Annotated in this window: 13 protein-coding genes; 2 read left to right on the forward strand and 11 right to left on the reverse strand. The window is 41.8% G+C overall.

All coding sequences use genetic code 11. The features are described 5' to 3' along the window. The coding region (locus tag ADH52_RS10160; RefSeq protein ID WP_049511109.1) for a G5 domain-containing protein at positions 1-2,292 on the reverse strand (2,292 nt) is incomplete at its 3' end. A gap of 217 nt (positions 2,293-2,509) precedes the next feature. Here ADH52_RS10160 and ADH52_RS10165 point away from each other — a divergent pair. Next, positions 2,510-3,994, forward strand: a complete 1,485-nt coding sequence (locus ADH52_RS10165; protein WP_049511110.1) for a M protein trans-acting positive regulator PRD domain-containing protein — start codon at positions 2,510-2,512, stop codon at positions 3,992-3,994. Between the two features lie 48 nt (positions 3,995-4,042). On the opposite strand, the gene yaaA is transcribed toward ADH52_RS10165, so the two are convergent. From yaaA to ADH52_RS10185, 4 genes are all read right to left on the reverse strand, one after another. Beyond that, positions 4,043-4,771 carry a peroxide stress protein YaaA gene (gene yaaA, locus ADH52_RS10170; protein WP_049511111.1) on the reverse strand — a complete coding sequence of 243 codons (729 nt, stop codon included), beginning with the start codon at positions 4,769-4,771 and terminating at the stop codon, positions 4,043-4,045. A gap of 187 nt (positions 4,772-4,958) precedes the next feature. Then, positions 4,959-6,554 (reverse strand): hypothetical protein, encoded by a 1,596-nt coding sequence (locus ADH52_RS10175; protein WP_049511112.1) that lies wholly within the window; start codon positions 6,552-6,554, stop codon positions 4,959-4,961. 11 nt (positions 6,555-6,565) lie between these two features. Next, positions 6,566-6,976: a peptide deformylase gene (locus ADH52_RS10180; RefSeq protein ID WP_049511113.1), complete on the reverse strand. Its 411-nt coding sequence runs from the start codon at positions 6,974-6,976 to the stop codon at positions 6,566-6,568. A 116-nt stretch (positions 6,977-7,092) separates the two neighbouring features. Further along, positions 7,093-9,789 carry a cation-translocating P-type ATPase gene (locus ADH52_RS10185; protein WP_049511114.1) on the reverse strand — a complete coding sequence of 899 codons (2,697 nt, stop codon included), beginning with the start codon at positions 9,787-9,789 and terminating at the stop codon, positions 7,093-7,095. 307 nt (positions 9,790-10,096) lie between these two features. Between ADH52_RS10185 and mntE the strand changes: the two genes are divergently transcribed. Further along, positions 10,097-11,281, forward strand: coding sequence for a CDF family manganese efflux transporter MntE (mntE, locus tag ADH52_RS10190; RefSeq protein WP_049511115.1), 1,185 nt, complete (start codon positions 10,097-10,099; stop codon positions 11,279-11,281). Between the two features lie 36 nt (positions 11,282-11,317). Here the strand turns inward: mntE and ADH52_RS10195 are convergent, their stop codons facing one another. The 6 genes from ADH52_RS10195 to glmM all read right to left on the reverse strand — a co-directional run bounded on the left by ADH52_RS10195 (position 11,318) and on the right by glmM (position 18,182). Next, positions 11,318-13,189 carry an ABC-F family ATP-binding cassette domain-containing protein gene (locus ADH52_RS10195; RefSeq protein WP_049511116.1) on the reverse strand — a complete coding sequence of 624 codons (1,872 nt, stop codon included), beginning with the start codon at positions 13,187-13,189 and terminating at the stop codon, positions 11,318-11,320. After that, positions 13,186-14,385, reverse strand: a complete 1,200-nt coding sequence (locus tag ADH52_RS10200) for a CCA tRNA nucleotidyltransferase (RefSeq protein WP_080977758.1) — start codon at positions 14,383-14,385, stop codon at positions 13,186-13,188. Before ADH52_RS10200 ends, ADH52_RS10195 begins: the two co-directional genes overlap by 4 nt. Then, complete coding sequence (gene dapB / locus ADH52_RS10205) at positions 14,382-15,149, reverse strand: 4-hydroxy-tetrahydrodipicolinate reductase (RefSeq protein WP_049511118.1); 768 nt, start codon at positions 15,147-15,149, stop codon at positions 14,382-14,384. Before dapB ends, ADH52_RS10200 begins: the two co-directional genes overlap by 4 nt. A gap of 382 nt (positions 15,150-15,531) precedes the next feature. Further along, on the reverse strand, positions 15,532-16,380 hold the full coding sequence (locus tag ADH52_RS10210; protein ID WP_049511119.1) for a DegV family protein: 849 nt from the start codon (positions 16,378-16,380) through the stop codon (positions 15,532-15,534). A 1-nt stretch (position 16,381) separates the two neighbouring features. Next, on the reverse strand, positions 16,382-16,756 hold the full coding sequence (locus ADH52_RS10215; RefSeq protein ID WP_001050079.1) for a DUF1149 family protein: 375 nt from the start codon (positions 16,754-16,756) through the stop codon (positions 16,382-16,384). A gap of 73 nt (positions 16,757-16,829) precedes the next feature. Then, positions 16,830-18,182: a phosphoglucosamine mutase gene (gene glmM, locus ADH52_RS10220; RefSeq protein WP_049511120.1), complete on the reverse strand. Its 1,353-nt coding sequence runs from the start codon at positions 18,180-18,182 to the stop codon at positions 16,830-16,832. Positions 18,183-18,202: the final 20 nt, after the last annotated feature.

Genomic DNA, 18,202 nt, shown 5'->3' on the forward strand with positions numbered 1-18,202 from the left:
ACCTTGGTCTCCTTTTTCACCTTTAGCACCTTGTGCTCCAGTCAGACCACGTTCACCTCGGTCTCCTTTTTCACCTTTAGCACCTTGTGCTCCGGTTAGACCGCGTTCGCCTCGATCTCCTTTTTCACCTTTAGCACCTTGTGCTCCAGTCAGACCGCGTTCACCTTGGTCTCCTTTTTCACCTTTGGCACCTTGTGCTCCAGTCAGACCGCGTTCGCCTCGATCTCCTTTTTCACCTTTAGCACCTTGTGCTCCGGTTAGACCACGTTCACCTTGGTCTCCTTTTTCACCTTTAGCACCTTGTGCTCCAGTTAGACCGCGTTCGCCTCGGTCCCCTTTTTCACCTTTAGCACCTTGTGCCCCAGTTAGACCGCGTTCGCCTCGGTCCCCTTTTTCACCTTTAGCACCTTGTGCTCCAGTTAGACCGCGTTCACCTTGGTCTCCTTTTTCACCTTTAGCACCTTGTGCCCCAGTGAGACCGCGTTCACCTTGGTCTCCTTTTTCACCTTTAGCACCATCTTTAATAGCAATTCTTTGAACAAGTTCGTCTACACCTTCAGTGTAAACACCGTTACCATCATTATCAAGATAGAAAGTGAGGTTATTGGTATCACCGATTTTATTTTGATCAACACGTGGTTTTACAGTTTCAATGAATTCTTTAGCAACACCGATTTGAACAATACGTGGTTTAGCTTCTTTAGTAACTCTATTACTAATTGGTAAGCCTAGGATTGTTTCATTACCTAATCGATGAACTTTATAGGTAATTTGACGTTGTCCTTTTTCACCTTCTCTAACTAATCTAGTCTCACCTTCTGGCAATTTACTAGTTGGAAGATAGATAGTTTGGAATTCAAGTTCTTCTGTAACAGTCTTGTTACTAGTACCACCATTTGGATTTGCATCCAAGAGGAGTGGATTTGCTCTGTAATAATAGTTGGAGTTACTGTATGGGTCATTGCTAGTAGCGGCACCGCCACCACCTTGGTCCACGTTAAAAGTAACTGGTTTCAAACGAACAGACAAGTCACCATTTGGATTAATGATAGGCAAACTAAATCTGATTGTTTGTTCCATGTTAGTTGAAGTTGCAGAGGTCATACTGTATCCTGAGTGAGATACGAAGTTGGCACCCTGGCTAATAGGTTTTGATTGTTCTCTTAATCTTGGAGTTGTGATAGTCGCATTTGAAGGATTTCCAAATCCATCCCCTTTGTCCAAGATAAAGTTATTATTAACAAATTCACCTGGACCAGAGTATCTAATTGTGAAATTCAATCTATTACCTTGACGTACTGTTGTTACATCGTAATGAATTGAATTACCACCACGTGAGTTTCCGTAGCCACGGAAACTATAACTACGACCACCTTGACTAATATCTGTAAATGCAACTGTATTTCCAGAACCTGAAACAATTGGGTTAGCTGGATTGCTAGCTGCTCTAAAGCCACTGTGCCCTTTATCCAAGTCTTCTTTACGGATAGCTGGATTTTGGCGAGCGTCAGAAAGGCTAAGAGCTGGTTTCAAAAGTTCATTTGTAGATGCAGGTCTTGACGTAGCTTCTACTTTAACAGGTGTGCTAGTTGGCAAAACAGTACTATCAACAGCTGAACGATCAGTTGTTGCAACTGGTTTAGCTTCTTCTTTGGCTTCTGCCGCGTCAGCTTTCTTCACTACAGGAGTTTCTGATACAGTTCCTTTATCAGAGTTAGAACGAAGTTCTAGACCAATAATAGCCGATTGAATAGATGACTCTGCTGCTGATAATTCAACTTCAGTTGCATCTGCTTTCCCAAGCAAGCTTTGACCAGCTTGGATACTTGCTTGCAAGTTTGCAGCACTTGCTTCTGTATATAACTTACTCTCAAGTTTTTTAGCACGCGAAAGAGCCGTTAACAATTTTGACTTGTCAACAGCATCTTGATGCGTTACTTCTTCTTTTTTATCTTCTGCTTCTTCAACTTTTTCTGCTGGTCTAGTAGCTTCTTCAGTTTTAGCTGGAGTCGTTTCTACTGGGTTCGCAACAGTTGGAGCTGCATAAGTTGTTTCTTTTTTAGGTGTAGAAACTTCTGCTGGTTTAGTAGCTTCATCTACCTTATCAACAGAGACACTATTAGTTGTCTCAGGATGTTGTTCCTCTGCTTGTACTGATTGCGCATTGGCAGCAGTTCCCAAGACTAAGGCTGTCCCGAGCAAGACACTAGCCGCACCAAAGTGATACTTACGAATAGAGTATCGTTGTTGCATGCTATACCAGTCAAATGATTTCTTATGTGAATGTTTCATTTTAAACTCCTAGATAATATTTTATAGTTCCTACTCTACAACCATTTGATATATAAATCAATATTTTCTATACAATTAATATATTCTCTTTTTGTACCTAAAAGCCACTTATATTATTCTAATTTTTCTGACTAATTCAGACAATTTTTCTACTCCGACATTTTTGTACACTTTAGACAATAATATGATATAATGAAAATAGGAGGAAATTACCAATATGCGCAACCTTTTATCCACAAAAGATCAAAGACAATTACGTTTAATGGAAACCTTAATTCAGAATCGTAATTGGATGAAATTGCATGAACTAGCCGAAAAATTAGGATGTACAGAACGAATTCTAAAAAGTGATTTAAATGAATTACGTGTTGCCTTTCCATCTATTGACATCCAATCTTCTGTTAACGGAATCATGATAGATTTAGAAGTTAACACTAGTGTAGAAGATATTTATCAATATTTTCTTGCTAATTCTCAATCTTTTCAATTACTAGAGTATCTGTTTTTTAATGAGGGGCTACCTATTTATCGAACAATAGAAAATCTTCACTCTAGTAATGCCAACCTCTATCGACTGGGCAGAAATATTACAAAAACTCTATCAACTCAATTCCAAATTGAACTATCATTTACTCCATCCGAAATACGTGGCAATGAAATCGATATTCGCTATTTTTTTGCCCAATATTTTTCTGAGCGCTATTATTTCCTAGATTGGCCTTTTCCTGACCTTCCTGAGGAAGATTTAACAGAATTTGCTGACTTCTTCTATAAAATCACGAATTATCCAATGCGATTTTCAATTTATAGAATGTACAAACTGATGATAGCTATCAGTATTTACCGCATCAAAAATGGTCATTTTATCGACTTACCAAATCATTTCTATGATGAATACTATCCTATTTTGGCGAGTATTCCAAACTTTGAGGAGATACTTGTCCATTTCTCTGAAAAACTGGGACTTGAAATCACTCCAGATATCATTGCACAAATTTTTATTTCCTTTATTCAAAGTAACATTTTCTTAGATCCTCAAGAATTCTTCAACTCTTTAGAAGAGAACAGTGAAGCAAGACACTCTTACCAATTACTGAGTCAAATATTAGAACGTCTATCAAAACAATATAAGATTACTTTTACCAACCACGATGAGCTGATTTGGCATTTACACAACACCGCTTTCTTTGAAAGACAGGAAATCTTTTCTACCCCAATCTTATTTGAACAAAAAGCATTGACGATTAAAAAGTTTGAAGTTTACTTCCCAGACTTTATGGGGAGTGCGCGTCAAGAACTGGCTCAATACCGTCAGGCAATTGGACAGCATGACCATCCTGAACAGTTGGAACACTTGATGTACACCATCTTAACCCATGCTGAAAACCTCTCTACTCAGTTGTTAGAAAATCGACCACCTATAAAGGTTTTGATTATCAGTAACTTTGACCATGCTATATCCCTTACCTTTGTTGATATGCTTTCCTATTACTGTAATAACCGCTTTACCTTCGATATTTGGGATGAATTGAAAACAAGTCCTGAGATTTTAAATCAGACAGATTACGATATCATCGTGTCTAATTTCTATATTCCAGGAATTACCAAGAAGTTTATTTGCCGAAACCATCTGTCAATCATGGACTTGGTTAATCATCTTAACTGTTTATCAAATGAGATTCATATATCCAATACTTTATAAACTAGAAAAGTCAGCATAATACTGCTGACTTTTTCTTTTATCTATTTTCTATACTTCCTTTACAAAAACCAATTCCTGTAGTTGGGACAGGTCTTCTCTGTAAACAAATCCTGCAAAGCTTAAGCGACGAGCTTCCTCCACCGTTTGTACTTGATTTTCTATCAGCGCTGTCAGGAAGGCACCACGCGCTTTCTTGGAAATAGTTGAATGAATCTTCAACTGACCACCTCTATCCTCCATGAATTTGAAGGTCACCATCTTTTCTCTGATTTCCTTAGAAAATACTGTCTCAAACTCGGATGACAAGAGGGAGAAAATTAGGTCTTCCTTCTTCACAGCTTCATCGTAGGCTGACTTCCAATGGCTCTTCAAAGTCTTACCAGCAACTTTTAACTTCATCAAAAAGTCCAAACGGTGAGGGGCCATAGGTGACAAGGCTGGAACAACACCGTACAAAGCCGAGGTAATGAAGACATGATTTTCAAGATAGGCTTGTTCTGCCTCGGTCAATTTATCTCGCTTGATATGGCGATACATAAGCCCATCAAAAAGTTTCAGAGCTGGGTAGTGTTGAGCTCTTTGCCTTTTCAAAGCCTGAATATTTTGAAATTCTTCCGCCGCTTTCTCAGCTGATACCTTGTAAAAACTCTCCAATTGACTAGCAGAATAGAGGGCCAAGGCATCAAGTACGGCCTGACTTTCTGGTTTTAAAGGAGTTACTTCGATACTCGGCAAGTCTGTGTTCATTTCTTTTGCTGTTGGGATTAAAATTTTCATATTGATAGTGTAGCATATTTTTTAGCCACAACCAAGAAATTCATCTGAAAAGAGACTGGGAAAAGGCTTAAACCTCAGAAAAAAACGCATAATATCAGGTGTTGAAAAATCTTGATACTATGCGTTTTATTGTGGAATAATTTACTTCATTTTTTCCTGAAATTGAGTTTTTGCCCAGCCTCTTCCCTTACTGCACTTTAAAGGTCTTGAGATAGTTGTCTTTTCCTACTTGACCTTCGAAGGTTTTACCATTTTCGAGGTAAGGGAGGTCATCTGATACTGAGGCCTTAACCTTGTAAATCTTGCCATCAACTTTAAAGAAGTAGACGGTGTCTCCCTTGATTACAGCTGATTTGAGGTCTGCCACCACACCCTTAATACTTTCTGTCGTTTCATTATCAATTTCAAGGTCGTTTTTATTGGCGTACTTGCTGAGCAGTTCTTCTACTGTAGTAGCTACGATAACATTTTGGTACTCGACTGCATCAACCAAGGCGTACTCTTTGACCAAACCAGCATTGTCCTTCAAGCCCATGATGTACAGAGGCTTGTCATTGAGGTTGATGAGGATTGGGAAGGTTGCTTTGTAGGATTTCTCCTGAACAGCACCTTCTGCTGATTCACGGGCCGATTCTTCAGTCGCAGAAGCCAAGCTGTATTTGGTTATTTCTCCTGTGCGCATATTTTCAAGGATAAAACCAAGATTACTTTCATCTGCATTGGCCGACGTCACACCTGTGTAGAGGTAGATGTCATTACCGATAGACAAATAATTATAGCCCTTGGTAGTCTGGGTCACGTTTTTCTTGGAAATCATAGCATTCCAGAAACCGTCCTTGTACTTGCCGTTGTAGTTAATTTGCTCAATAGTTTCCTCAGCTGGATAGACCCTGTCCACCCATTCTGGAACATCCGACAAGTTGTATTCCTTGGTGTCTCCATTTGTGGCATCCAAGATAATGACTGAAACAGGACGAGGAACTGCAAGTCCAAATTGCTTTTGGTAAACTGTAGCCACATAGAAAGGATTGCCCTCATCGTCCACCTCAAAAGATGGAGACTTGAATATTTTAGTTGGGTACTTCAAGCGCAGGTGACGTTTGACATCACGGTTAAAATATTCCGAGTCTGAATATTTGATTGGTGTCTTCAAGTCCACCAAGTCCGCATTTCCAGTCACCATGTCTACCTTGATATACTCGCCGATTCCCTTGGCTTGATTATTAAACCACTTGATAGGATCTGCGTATTCTAGTGGTGTAACCCGATAAGGCTTCCCATCAATTGTCAATTGGGTATAGGTATCTGCCGCTACGTACTGCGACACCTTATCTGTTAGGGAACCCAAGTAGCGGTCCCCAATTTTTTCAGCGGTACTTCTATCTAAGATAGGAACCTTACTGGTATCAGTCTTAGGAAATTCAGTAAAGTCTTTTTCCGTAACCGTGACTACATTGGCATAATTTTTAGCCTGAAAAATGCTAGAAGTTACCAAGGAAACCAAGGCTGCTAAGAGAAGAATTCCTCCAATAGAAGCTAAAAGGATTTTCCCTAACCGATTGATTTTGAAACCCTCAAGATTTAAGGCAGCTTCCGCCTTGCCGTGGCGCACATGAACCGTTTTTACCAGATTGATTCCCTTACCAAAGCCAAATAAGACTGCGACAACCAACAAATGCCCACATAGGAAAAAGAGAAATTCCCAGCTGGTCAGGTTAAGAGGCGGTAAAAAGATATACCAGGTCGTTGCGATAAAAATAAGTTCGAAGACTATTCGTTTCATTTGCTTTCCTCCTAAATGATTCGTCCTTCCAAGTGATCCAGTTCATGCTGGCAAATCTGGGCTGGGAAACCTGTCAAAGTAATGGTCTGTTCCTGCCACTTGCTGTCACGATAGGCAACCTTTATAGTTTCATAACGCTTAGTTGGTCTCACACCTACCAAAGACAAACATCCTTCTTCCGTCTCATAAGGTCCTTCAGAGGACAGGAGCACTGGGTTAAACATGACCACAGGAACCAAGCCAAGATTAAAAATAATCACGCGCTTCTGCACCCCAATCATATTGGCAGCCAGACCGACACAGGTCTCACGATTTGCTAAGAGTGTATCCTGCAAATCTCTGGCAAGATACAGATCATCCTGACTTGCCGGCTGAGATACCTGAGATAAAAACAAAATATCCTTCACAATTTTCTTTTCCACTTCCTCACACTCCTCTTACTTTTTACTATATTATAGCAATTATAGCATAAAAGCTGACAACTGCAAGCCCTTTCCCTCAACTGTAGCAAAAAGCCATCCGAAGATGACTTTTCTTTTTAAATCGCATTCTTGTCAAAGCCGAGTTTGCGTTGGATAAATTTAACGATTTCGACAATAATAATCATTGAGAAACTTCCAGCCATGACGATTCCCCATTGAGACAAGTCTAGTTTGGTTACGTGGAAGATACCTTCAAGCGGTTCTACAACGATTGTTGCCATGAGAAGGATGAAGGATACAAAGATGGACCAGTTAAATGTCTTAGACTTGAATGGACCAACTGTCAAGATGGATTGGTAGACAGATTTGACATTGTAGGCATGGAAGAGCTGAATCAAACCAAGGGTTGCAAAAGCCATAGTAAGGGCATCTGCATGAATGGCATGATTGTCACCCACATGAACTGGGTAAGCAATCGCAAGTCCATAAACACTCATAACAATAGCTGCTTGGAGTACACCTTGATAGATGATAGAACTCAAAACACCACCTGAGAAGAAACTTGCCTTGCGTCCACGTGGTTTATGATTCATGACACCAGGCTCAGCAGGTTCAACACCAAGAGCGATAGCTGGGAAGGTATCTGTTACCAAGTTGATCCACAAAAGATGAACTGGCTGCAAGACGTCCCAACCAAACAAGGTTGATAGGAAGATGGTCAATACTTCAGCAGTATTGGCAGAAAGTAGATACTGAATAGTCTTTTGAATGTTTGAGAAGACTTTACGTCCTTCTTCAACTGCGACGATGATAGTCGCAAAGTTATCATCCGCAAGAATCATATCAGAAGCTCCCTTAGAAACCTCAGTTCCAGTGATTCCCATACCAATACCGATATCGGCTGTTTTCAAAGCTGGTGCATCATTGACACCGTCACCTGTCATGGCAACAACTTTACCTTGTTTTTGCCAAGCTTTCACGATACGAACCTTGTGTTCTGGAGATACACGGGCATAAACAGAGTATTGACCAACTACTTTTTCAAAGTCTTCATCAGACAGTTCGTTGAGCTCAGCACCAGTTAAAACGTGACCTTCTGTATCATTTGCGTCAATGATTCCCAAACGTTTGGCAATAGCTTCTGCGGTGTCTTGATGGTCACCTGTAATCATGATTGGACGGATTCCCGCCTCCTTAGCCACACGAACAGCCTCAGCCGCTTCAGGACGTTCAGGGTCAATCATCCCAATCAAACCAGTAAAGATTAAATCATTTTCAAGCTCTTCAGAAGTGATGTTTTCTGGAATACTGTCAATAATCTTATAAGCACCTGCAAGGACACGCAAGGCTTGGTGAGCCATTTCAGAGTTGTTTGTTTGAATGAGGTTTGTAACCTTCTCATCAATTGGAGCAATATCCCCAGCTTTGTCACGAAGAACACAACGTTTCAAAAGTTGGTCTGGAGCACCTTTGACTGCTACAAGGAAACGACCATCTGGCAATGGGTGAACCGTTGACATAAGCTTACGGTCAGAGTCAAATGGCAATTCAGCCACACGAGGGTATTTCTCTAAAAATCCTTTAACATCGTAACCCTTGTCCAAGGCATATTGGATAAAGGCTGTTTCAGTTGGGTCTCCAATCAGATTGCCTTCCGCATCGATTTTCGTATCGTTTGCCAAGACAACAGAACGAAGAAGTGGCATTTCAAGACCCAATTCAATGTCGTCAGCTGAATCATGTAGGACTGCATCGTAGAAGACTTTTTCGACGGTCATCTTGTTCATGGTCAGCGTACCAGTCTTATCAGAAGCGATGATTTCCGTTGAACCAAGCGTTTCTACAGCTGGCAACTTACGAACGATAGAGTTACGTTTTGCCAAAACTTGAGTACCAAGGGCAAGAACGATCGTTACGATAGCTGGGAGCCCTTCTGGAATAGCTGCAACGGCAAGCGCAACAGAGGTCATCAACTCACCAAGTGGATTTTTTCCTTGAATGAAGACACCCACTACAAAAGTAACAAGGGCAATGACCAAGATAGCATAGGTCAAGACCTTAGAAAGGTTATTCAAGTTTTGTTTGAGGGGTGTATCAGTCTCATCAGCGTCTTGAAGCATACCTGCGATGTGACCGACTTCAGTATACATCCCTGTATTGACAACAACACCCAGACCGCGACCATAGGTTACGTTAGAGTTTTGGAAGGCCATGTTGACACGGTCACCAATACCAGCATCTGCAGCAAGTTCAACTGTCAAGTCTTTTTCGACTGGCACAGACTCACCTGTAAGAGCTGCTTCTTCTATTTTAAGAGAGTTGGCTTCTAGCAAACGTAGGTCTGCTGGCACCACGTCACCTGCTTCGAGAGCAACAATATCTCCTGGAACCAATTCTTTAGAGTCAATCTCCGCCATATGCCCATCACGAAGAACGCGGGCAGCTGGACTAGACATGGATTTGAGGGCTTCGATAGCTTCTTCTGCTTTTCCTTCTTGGTAAACACCAAAGGCAGCGTTAATGATAACCACGGCTAAAATGATAATGGCATCTGCGATATCTTCCCCACCAGAAGTCACAACTGACAAGATTGCTGCCGCAACTAGTATGATAATCATTAAATCCTTAAATTGTTCGATAAATTTGACCAGGATTGATCGTTTCTCGCCTTCTTCGAGTTCATTGTGGCCAAATTCTGCAAGGCGCTTTTCCGCCTCACTTGATGACAAACCTTGCTCGGTCGCATCTACAGCATTCAAGACCTCTTCAGGACTCTGAGTGTAAAACGCTTGGCGTTTTTGTTCTTTTGACATGTGTCTCCTCCTTGACATTGTGTGCAAAACAGACTCTCTTTTCCCTCATCGCATCTTTTCACGACAAACAAAGAGAGACCTGTTAATCATAACAAGTCTCGCTGTTTAAGATAGTGCCGGAAAGCATACTTTTCAGTATAAAATTCGGAATGACGACACTATCACAGGTTTCTGCCAGCTACTCCCTTGAGTAGTACTATTATACCAAATTTTGAAAAGTTTTCAAAGAGTAAAAAATGACTTATTTGAATTTTCCCTTGAAAACCAGTATAATGGTAGAATGCTATGTGACTAGAAAGGAAGTTGAATGAAGCAATCTATCTCAAATCTCAAGTTAGCTGAGCGTGGGGCCATTATCAGCATTTCGACTTATTTGATCTTGTCTGCAGCGAAATTAGCAACTGGGCACCTCCTCCATTCATCCAGTTTGGTGGCAGATGGTTTTAACAACGTATCGGATATCATTGGAAATGTGGCCCTCTTGATTGGGATTCGAATGGCGCGCCAACCTGCTGACCGAGACCACCGTTTTGGCCACTGGAAGATTGAAGATTTGGCTAGCTTGGTCACTTCCATCATCATGTTCTATGTTGGTTTCGATGTACTAAGAGATACCATTCAAAAGATTCTCAGTCGTGAAGAAACGGTCATTGATCCTCTTGGTGCCACTCTAGGAATCATTTCTGCAGCGATTATGTTTGTGGTTTATCTCTATAACACTCGCCTCAGTAAGAAATCCAAATCCAAGGCACTGAAGGCTGCCGCCCAGGACAATCTTTCTGATGCTGTCACCTCACTTGGTACTACCATTGCCATCCTGGCTAGCAGCTTTAATTATCCGATTGTGGATAAACTGGTTGCCATCGTCATCACTTTCTTTATCTTGAAAACTGCCTATGATATCTTTATCGAGTCTTCCTTTAGTCTTTCAGATGGTTTTGACGACCGTTTGCTTGAGGATTATCAAAAGGCCATCATGGAAATTCCCAAAATCAGCAAGGTTAAGTCTCAAAGAGGTCGCACCTACGGTAGCAATATTTACCTTGATATTACGCTAGAAATGAATCCTGACTTGTCGGTTTATGAGAGCCACGAGATTGCGGATCAAGTCGAGTCTATGCTGGAAGAACGTTTTGGCGTCTTTGATACCGATGTCCATATCGAGCCAGCACCTATCCCTGAGGATGAGATTTTAGACAATGTCTACAAAAAATTGCTTATGCGTGAACAATTGATTGACCAAGGAAATCAACTGGAAGAACTCTTGGCTGATGATTTTGTCTATATTCGGCAAGATGGAGAGCAGATGGATAAAGAGGCCTATACAGCCGAAAAAGACTTGAATTCTGCTATCAAGGACATCCAAATCACTTCCATCAGTCAAAAGACCAAACTCATCTCCTATGAGTTAGATGGTATCATCCATACCAGTATCTGGCGTCGCCACGAAACCTGGCAAAATATCTTTCACCAAGAAACAAAAAAAGAATAGAGAAATCCTGTCATGAGACGGGATTTTTCTATTCTTTTAACTATTAAAGTCACTTAGATACTCATAGCGTTCGTATTTTTCAAGGAGTGCTTCGTTTTTCTCATCCAGTTCTTTTTGAAGAGTAGCTAGTTTGCCGAAGTCAGATCCGTTTACCTGCATTTCCCCTTCAATAGCAGCGATACGATTTTCCAAGGTTTCAATATCGCCTTCAATGCTTGCCCACTCCTGCTTTTCTTGGTAGGTCATGCGTTTCTTGTCTTCTCGAACCTTGACGACTTTTTCCTTTTCGGCTTTTTGAACTTGATTGGCCATCTCTGTTTCAAAGGCTTTTTCATCAAGATAGTCGGTGTAATGACCAAAGAAAGGACGAATCTTGCCATCCTCAAAAGCGAGAATCTTGGTCGCTACCTTATCTAAGAAATAACGGTCATGGCTAACTGTCAAAACTGGACCAGCAAAACCTTGCAAGAAATTCTCCAAAACTGTCAAGGTCGCAATATCTAGGTCATTTGTCGGTTCGTCCAAGAGAAGAACATTTGGTTTTTCCAAGAGCAGTTTAAGGAGATAAAGACGTTTTTTCTCTCCCCCAGACAATTTCTCAATCAAGGTTCCATGCGTCGAACGTGGGAAAAGGAACTGCTCCAGCAACTCTGCAATCGAAGTCGTAGAACCACCGCTGGTCTTAACCTCTTCTGCCACTTCCTGCAGGTAATTGATCACTCTCTTGCTTTCATCCAAGCCCTCAATTTGCTGAGAGAAATAGGCTATGCGAACAGTTTCCCCTATCACAACTTGGCCTGCTGTCGGCTCAAGACTTCCTGCAATCAAGTTAAGGAGAGTTGATTTCCCAACACCGTTGTCCCCAACAATTCCAATACGATCTTTAGCCTGCACCAAGAGATTAAAATCTTGCAAAATAGGCTTGTTTTCATAGGCAAAGGAAACTTCCTGAAACTCGATGACTTTCTTCCCAATACGACTGGTTTCAAAGTTCATGGTCAAGTCTGTCTCAGCAACGCCACCTGAGACTTCTTTCTTCAAGTCATGGAAACGATTGATACGAGCCTGCTGCTTGGTCGCACGTGCCTGCGGTTGTCTACGCATCCAGGCCAATTCTTGCTTATAAAGTTGTTCCTTTTTGTGGAGAAGAGCCGCATCGCGCTCGTCCTGTTCCGCCTTAAGGCGAACATAGTCCTGATAATTCCCCTGATACTCTGTCAAACCTGATCGATCCAACTCGAAAATCCGTGTTGACAAAGCGTCCAAGAAATAACGATCGTGGGTGATAAAAAGGACGGTTTTCTTGGAATTTTTCAAAAAGAGGGTCAGCCACTCAATAGTCGCAATGTCCAGATGGTTGGTCGGCTCATCCAGAAGCAAGAGGTCGTGGTTGCCAAGTAAAACTTGCGCCAACTGAACCCGTCTTCTTAGACCACCAGACAATTCCCCAACAGGAGTGGATAAGTCCTGAATCCCCAGCTTGCTGAGAACGGTCTTGACCTGACTCTCAATTTCCCAAGCTTGGAGAGAGTCCATCTCTACCATGACCCGTTCCAAACGAGCCTGCTTGTCCTCACTGTAGTTGAGCATGAGAAGTTCATACTCACGAATGAGCTGGATTTCCTTGAGGTCGCTAGATAGAACCGTATCCAAGATCGTCTTGCTATCATCAAAATCAGGATTTTGAGTCAAGTAACCAATCTGGTAATCATTCTTAGCTGAAAAAGGACTAACATCCCCATCAAAGCCAGAAACACCAGAAAGAACATCTAAAAGGGTGGTCTTCCCTGTTCCATTGACACCAATTAGACCGATTCTGTCTAGGTCATGGATAATAAAGGAAATATCCTTAAAAACGGTCTTGTCACCGACGGATTTACTTAGTTTTTCAACGATAAAATCACTCATTTTTTCTCCCTCAGATAAGCATGGATGGCTTGACGATCATTTTCCAATTCTCCATCGACAATGGCATACTCAATCTCTGTTAAAATCTCTCCCAAGTCTGGACCTGGTTGATAACCATATTCCTTGATTAAAATACCACCGTTGATTTGGATTTCTTTCTTATCATGAATAGTTAAACTCTGGTAGGTTTCAGTGATGGCTTGTGGGTTGACTTCTTTTCCTTGGGCCTGACGAAGATTTTCAGACTGTAAAAGTAAATCCAAGTCAAAGCGATAACAATCGCGCTTGCTCAATTCTCCCTTTTCACGCAAGGCCAAAATAGTCAGCAAATCCTGAACTTGCTTGGCAAATTGACGTGAGGTCTTCCAAGCCTTCAAAAATGGCTGCGCATTTTCAATCTCCAAAGCCCACAGTAGAGCTGCCCAGGCTTGTTCAGAGGATTCAAAAGTAAAATCAGTCTCTAAATCAAACAGTCTATTAAGCTCGTCCTGGCTAGATGCCATATCAGGGAGATAGTCATAAGCTTGACTCTCAATCATGGAAGCCAAACCCCTTCTCCAAAATGGAGCCAGCAAGAGTTTATCAAACTCAACGAAGGTACGCTCCACAGAAATTTTCTCCAAAAGTGGCGTCAAAATTTTCATAGCTTTAAATGTTTCTGACTCAAGTTCGAAGCCAAGACTAGCCTGAAAACGAAAACCACGCATAATCCGCAAAGCATCTTCGTTGAAACGCTCACTAGCCACTCCAACTGCTCGTAAGACTTGCTTTTCCAAATCTTCTAAACCATGGAACAAGTCAATGATTTCTCCTGTCTCGTCCAAAGCAAAGGCATTGACTGTAAAATCACGGCGCTTGAGGTCTTCTTCTAGCGAGCGCACAAAGGAGACCGCACTGGGTCTGCGATAGTCCACATAGACATCCTCTGTCCGAAAGGTGGTTACCTCATACTCCTCATCCCCATCTAAAACTAAGACGGTTCCATGCTCGATTCCGATATCGGCTGTTCGCGGAAAAATCTGCTTGGTTTCTTCTGGATAAGAAGACGTCGCAATATCCACATCATGAATGGGACGATTGAGGAGGGCATCTCGAACAGAGCCCCCAACAAAATAGGCCTCAAAACCTGCTTCTTTAATTTTTTCTAATACTGGTAAAGCCTTCTGAAATTCAGAAGGCATTTGCGTTAATCTCATAATAAGTGTTCTAATCCATAGACAAGCTCATGACGCTTGACAACTTCTTTAATTCCCAAATTCACCCCTGTCATGAAGGAGCTGCGATCATAGGAGTCATGACGGAGTGTCAATCCTTCTCCCTGATTGCCAAAGATGACTTCCTGATGGGCTACTAAGCCTGGCAAACGTACTGAGTGGATCCGCATGCCATCAAAGTCAGCACCACGAGCACCTGCAATCAATTCTTCTTCATCAGGCGCACCTTGCTGGGTAGACTCTCGAACTTCTGCCATTAACTCAGCTGTTTTAATAGCTGTTCCACTCGGAGCATCCTTTTTCTTGTCATGATGGAGCTCGATAATCTCCACATTTGGGAAATATTTAGCAGCCTGCCTTGCAAATTGCATGAGTAAAACAGCACCCAAGGCAAAATTTGGAGCGATTAAACCACCCAAATTTTGTTCACGAGAAAATGCTTTCAGCTCTGCAATTTCTTCACTCGTGAAACCAGTTGTTCCAACTACTGGAGCAAAGCCATTTTCAAGAGCAAAGCGTGTATTTTCATAGGCAACAGTTGGAGTAGTAAAGTCTACCCAGACATCCGCTTCAAAGCCTGCTAAATCAGCCTTATCCTTGAAAACAGGAATACCCTGCCATTCTGATTCAGACTCAAAGGGATCCAAAACTGCTACCAAGTCCAAGTCTGGATCAGCCAAGACCATCTGACAAGCAGCCTGGCCCATCTTTCCCTTAAAACCAGCAATAATTACTCGAATACTCATCTCTACTCCTGACTAAGATACAAAGGACGATAGCTGCCCTTGAAAAATAGGGAATGACGCTGACTTTCCATGAAAGGCAAGACAGGCATCTTTTTTCAAGAGGCAGGTAGTCCGTGTTCAATTTCTAAGATACAAAGCCTGTAAGAACACAGAGTGAAAATAGGAGTTCTAATCAAGGAGTGTCTCCTCCCTCCTTGGAAGAACTATCTTTTTCACAGAGGGTTCCAGGCGTGTTCAATTATCAAGATACAAAGGGCCTTAGCTACCCGTGAAAAATAGGGGATGGCGCTGACTTTCCATGAAAGGTAAGACAGGCATCTTTTTTCAAGAGGCAGGTAGTCCGTGTTCAATTGCTATTTCTTAACTAGCCTAGAAGCGCAAACTAAATTACTGGAATATAACCTAGAGCAATGCTTCCTGCTCCTAGGTGTGTTCCAATGACACTACCAAATGTAGCAAGTGAAACATCCGAACCTACTCCAGATTCAAGTAAGTGCTGACGCAATTCCTCAGCCTTTTCAGGGGCATTTCCGTGAATGACAATGATACGGTATTGGCCTGAAGCTGTTGCTTCCTTGATAATTTCAATTAAGCGCTTGGTTGCTTTCTTTTCAGTACGGACTTTTTCGTACACTTCAATCACACCTTGGTTATTGAAATAGAGGATTGGCTTAATGCTTAGCAGATTGCCCAAAATCGCAGCTCCATTTGAAAGGCGTCCACCTTTAACCAAGTGGTCCAAATCATCGACCATGATGAAAGCAGATGTGTGACTAATTTGGATAGCTAGCTTATCCTGAATAATGGCAAAGTCATCACCCTGGTCTCGCCAGTTAAAGACACTTTCAACCATGATACCCAGAGGAGCACTTGTAATCAAAGTGTCTGGGAAGGCAATGGTTAATCCCTCATAATCATCGACCATGTACTGGATATTTTGGTAAAAACCTGAAATTCCAGAAGATAGGAAAAGCCCCAAAGCATGTGTATAGCCTTGTTCTTTAAGCGAAGTTAGAATCTCATCTAACTTGGCAATACTTGGTTGACTGGTCTTAGGCAATTCAGAAGCCTGAGCCATTTTTTGGTAAAATTCCTCAGCAGTCAGATTGATCCCTTCGACATACTCCTCACCATCAATATTAACAGGAATATCCAAGACAAATAAATCTTCTCTTTGCAAGGTATCTGCACTGAGATAGGCAGAGGAATCTGTGATAACAGCTAATTTCATATTAGAACTCCAAATTGATTCCTGGTAAGTCTAATGCAATTTCAGTTACTTCATAAGTCAAACGGTTGAGCATGTTCAAACATGGACGAGCCAAGGTTTCCACTTCTTCTTGGTTCAATTCACTTGGTTCGTTAACAATACGACCATCGATATGGTTCACCTGTGAAATGGTTCCACTGATGACAAATTTATCAAATACAATCATAAAACTCAAGATAACAATCAAGGAAGTCACTTGATTTTCTTGGTCATGTTGAATTAATTGGAAGTTCACATCCACCTTAGTTTCAGGAGCTCCATTTTCATTTTCCCATTCAAAATTACGCGCATCAAAATGATACTGACTAACAAATTCTTGTTCACGTTTAAGATTCATGTCTTTCTCCCTCGGCTACAATATTATAAGCTATTGTACCATAATTTTTTATTTTCATCTAGTTTTCTAGGATTTAGTCAATCCCGATTTCAGCTCGAACTACGTCTGCGATGGTATCAACATAGTAGTCCACTTCTTCTGTTGTAGGCGCTTCTGCCATAACACGCAAAAGAGGCTCTGTTCCACTTGGGCGAACAAGGATACGGCCATTCCCCGCCATTTCAGCTTCCATCTTCTCGATGATAACCTTGATAGCTGGCACTTCCATAGCCTTTTCCTTCATGGCATTTTCCACTCGGATATTGACTAATTTTTGTGGATAGATGGTTACTTCTGCTGCCAACTCTGACAAGCTCTTACCAGTTTCCTTCATGATTTTGGTCAATTGAACAGCAGATAATTGGCCATCACCTGTTGTATTGTAATCCATCAAGATGACGTGACCAGACTGTTCACCACCGAGGTTGTAGCCTGATTTTCTCATTTCTTCCACAACATAGCGGTCGCCAACTGCAGTGACTGCCTTGTTAATGCCTTCACGGTCCAAGGCCTTGTGGAAACCAAGGTTGGACATAACAGTTGTCACGATTGTATTTTGGGCCAATTGTCCTTTTTCAGAAAGGTATTTCCCGATGATGTACATAATCTTGTCACCATCAACGATGTCGCCATTTTCATCAACAGCAATCAAACGGTCACTGTCTCCGTCAAAGGCCAAACCAATAGCTGAGCCGCTTTCTTTGACCACATCTTGAAGAGCTTCTGGGTGAGTTGAACCAACATTAAGGTTGATGTTAAGACCATCTGGTGTTTCCCCGATAACAGTTAATTGAGCGCCAAGGTCTGCAAAGATTTGACGGGCACTTGTAGACGCCGCACCGTTTGCTGTGTCCAAGGCAACCTTCATTCCCTCAAGAGGAGTTCCAGTTGAAACAAGATAGCCTTCATACTTACGCAAGCCTTCTGGATAATCTACCAAGGTTCCCAAGCCTTCTGCACTTGGACGAGGAAGAGTGTCTTCCGCAGCGTCTAGCAAGGCTTCAATTTCTGCTTCTTTTTCATCGTCCAGTTTGAAGCCATCGCCGCCAAAGAACTTAATTCCGTTATCAAGGGCTGGATTGTGGCTAGCAGAAATCATGACACCAGCACTTGCTCCTTCAGTTTTTACCAAGTAAGCTACTGCTGGTGTTGCCAAAACACCTAGTTTGTATACGTGAATACCAACTGAAAGAAGACCAGCTACCAAGGCAGATTCTAGCATTTCCCCAGAAATACGTGTATCGCGTCCTACAAAAACTTTCGGTGCTTCCGTTTCATGTTGGCTAAGAACATAGCCTCCAAAACGTCCTAGTTTAAAGGCCAATTCTGGCGTTAATTCTACGTTAGCTTCTCCACGGACTCCATCAGTCCCAAAATATTTACCCATTTTTATAAAATCCTTTTCCT

The sequence above is a fragment of the Streptococcus pseudopneumoniae genome (genome assembly GCF_001072665.1).
In the GTDB taxonomy this organism is placed as follows: domain Bacteria; phylum Bacillota; class Bacilli; order Lactobacillales; family Streptococcaceae; genus Streptococcus; species Streptococcus pseudopneumoniae_S.

Bases quoted from the DNA above. Each gene is read 5' to 3' on its own strand.
- ADH52_RS10165 (WP_049511110.1), top strand. From the start codon at position 2,510: ATGCGCAACCTTTTATCCACAAAAGATCAAAGACAATTACGTTTAATG.
- yaaA (WP_049511111.1), bottom strand. From the start codon at position 4,771: ATGAAAATTTTAATCCCAACAGCAAAAGAAATGAACACAGACTTGCCG.
- ADH52_RS10175 (WP_049511112.1), bottom strand. From the start codon at position 6,554: ATGAAACGAATAGTCTTCGAACTTATTTTTATCGCAACGACCTGGTAT.
- ADH52_RS10185 (WP_049511114.1), bottom strand. From the start codon at position 9,789: ATGTCAAAAGAACAAAAACGCCAAGCGTTTTACACTCAGAGTCCTGAA.
- mntE (WP_049511115.1), top strand. From the start codon at position 10,097: ATGAAGCAATCTATCTCAAATCTCAAGTTAGCTGAGCGTGGGGCCATT.
- ADH52_RS10195 (WP_049511116.1), bottom strand. From the start codon at position 13,189: ATGAGTGATTTTATCGTTGAAAAACTAAGTAAATCCGTCGGTGACAAG.
- ADH52_RS10200 (WP_080977758.1), bottom strand. From the start codon at position 14,385: ATGAGATTAACGCAAATGCCTTCTGAATTTCAGAAGGCTTTACCAGTA.
- dapB (WP_049511118.1), bottom strand. From the start codon at position 15,149: ATGAGTATTCGAGTAATTATTGCTGGTTTTAAGGGAAAGATGGGCCAG.
- ADH52_RS10210 (WP_049511119.1), bottom strand. From the start codon at position 16,380: ATGAAATTAGCTGTTATCACAGATTCCTCTGCCTATCTCAGTGCAGAT.
- ADH52_RS10215 (WP_001050079.1), bottom strand. From the start codon at position 16,756: ATGAATCTTAAACGTGAACAAGAATTTGTTAGTCAGTATCATTTTGAT.
- glmM (WP_049511120.1), bottom strand. From the start codon at position 18,182: ATGGGTAAATATTTTGGGACTGATGGAGTCCGTGGAGAAGCTAACGTA.